Genomic DNA, 2007 nt, shown 5'->3' with positions numbered 1-2007 from the left:
GGGCACGCTTGACTTCGACATCATCGAAGTAGCCCTTGTCCGCTGCGTACAGCGTCACTGCCATTTCGGAGATGCTCATCGGCGAGTATTGAGCCTGCTTCATCAACTCGGTGACCAGACGACCCCGTTCCAACTGCTTGCGGGTTGCTTCGTCGAGGTCGGAAGCAAACTGGGCAAATGCTGCAAGTTCGCGGTACTGGGCGAGGGCCAGACGAACACCGCCGCCGAGCTTTTTGATTAGCTTGGTCTGGGCAGCGCCACCGACGCGGGACACGGAAATACCGGCGTTGATAGCAGGACGGATACCAGCATTGAACAGGTCGGTTTCCAGGAAGATCTGACCGTCGGTAATCGAGATGACGTTGGTCGGAACGAAGGCGGAAACGTCACCAGCTTGGGTTTCGATAACCGGCAGAGCGGTCAGGGAACCGGTTTTTCCCTTGATTTCGCCATTGGAGAGTTTCTCGACCCAGGCTTCGGAAACGCGTGCAGCGCGTTCGAGCAGACGAGAGTGGAGATAGAACACGTCGCCCGGATAAGCTTCGCGGCCCGGCGGACGGCGCAGCAGCAGGGAAACCTGACGGTAGCCCCAGGCTTGCTTGGTCAAGTCGTCATAAACGATCAGTGCATCTTCGCCGATGTCGCGGAAATATTCACCCATCGTGCAGCCAGCATACGGTGCGAGATACTGCAGGGCAGCGGATTCGGAAGCCGGGGCGGCGACAACGATGGTGTTTGCCATCGCGCCGTGCTCTTCGAGCTTGCGTACGACGTTGGCAATGGTGGAAGCCTTTTGGCCGATAGCAACATAAACGCAGAACAGACCCTTGTCTTTCTGGTTGATGATGGCGTCAACTGCCACAGCGGTCTTGCCGGTCTGGCGGTCACCAATGATCAGTTCGCGCTGACCACGGCCAACCGGCACCATGGAGTCAACGCATTTCAGACCAGTTTGCACCGGTTGGGAAACCGACTTACGCCAAATAACGCCGGGCGCAACCTTTTCCAGCTTGTCGGTCAGCTTGGCATTGATCGGGCCTTTACCGTCGATCGGCTGTCCGAGGGAGTTGACCACGCGGCCAAGCAATTCACGGCCGACGGGAACTTCCAGAATGCGACCCGTCGTCTTGACGATGTCGCCTTCGGAAATGTGTTCGTATGCACCAAGAACCACGGCACCAACGGAATCACGCTCAAGGTTGAGCGCCATACCAAAGGTGTTGCCGGGGAATTCCAGCATTTCGCCCTGCATGACGTCTTGCAGGCCGTGCACACGACAGATACCGTCAGTAACGGAAACTACCGTGCCCTGCGTGCGCACTTCCGATGCGCCTTGCAGGTTCTGGATCTTGCTCTTGATCAGTTCAGAAATTTCGGAAGGATTCAACTGCATGAAATTCTCCTAGTTGTTCAGCGCCGTAGCCATGGCGTCAAGCTTGCCGCGGACTGAAGCATCCAGCATCTGGTCGCCAACGATTACCTTGATGCCACCAATCAGGGTCGGATCAACCGACACCGAGGACTCGAGTTTGGTCTTGAAGACAGTTTCGAGTTTGGGCACCAGAGCTTTCACCTGGTTGTCATCGATCGGGAAGGCCGAAATGATTTCGGCCTGTTTGGTGCCTTCCTCGGCGCGCTTGTAGCTTTCGTACAAGCCGGCAATTTCCGGCAACAGCCCCAGACGGTCGTTGTTGGACAGCAGCTGGATGAAGTTCGCCAGCTCCGCACTTACCGCCGTACCGCAGGCAGACCGGAAGAGGTCGACCAGTTGCGGGGCCGCCACATTGGGATCACCGATAGCCGCACGGACGTCGGGATTGGCAGCCACCTGGGCGAGCGTTGCAGCTTGCTCGGCCCACTTGGCCAGATTGCCGCTTTCCTTGGCCGCCCGGAACAGGGCTTCGGCGTAAGGGCGGGCGATAGTGACGGATTCAGCCATTGCTTACAGGTCCTGTTTCAGGGCGACCAGCATGTCGGCATGCGCGGACGCGTTGATTTCCTTGCGCA

General features: G+C 57.9%; 2 protein-coding genes. Both read right to left on the bottom strand.

The genetic code is table 11. From position 1 onward, the window contains the following. The coding region (gene atpA / locus ADADOO_RS13900; protein ID WP_511278100.1) for a F0F1 ATP synthase subunit alpha at positions 1-1393 on the bottom strand (1393 nt) is incomplete at its 3' end. A gap of 9 nt (positions 1394-1402) precedes the next feature. Further along, positions 1403-1939 carry a F0F1 ATP synthase subunit delta gene (locus ADADOO_RS13895; protein ID WP_511278099.1) on the bottom strand — a complete coding sequence of 179 codons (537 nt, stop codon included), beginning with the start codon at positions 1937-1939 and terminating at the stop codon, positions 1403-1405. Positions 1940-2007 lie beyond the last annotated feature (68 nt).

This window comes from Azonexus sp. (genome assembly GCF_036170495.1).
In the GTDB taxonomy this organism is placed as follows: Bacteria; Pseudomonadota; Gammaproteobacteria; order Burkholderiales; family Rhodocyclaceae; genus Azonexus.
This window is presented reverse-complemented; position numbering and strand designations above follow the sequence as displayed.

Excerpts from the sequence above, each read along its gene's own strand:
- ADADOO_RS13895 (WP_511278099.1), bottom strand. The coding sequence starts at position 1,939 with ATGGCTGAATCCGTCACTATCGCCCGCCCTTACGCCGAAGCCCTGTTC.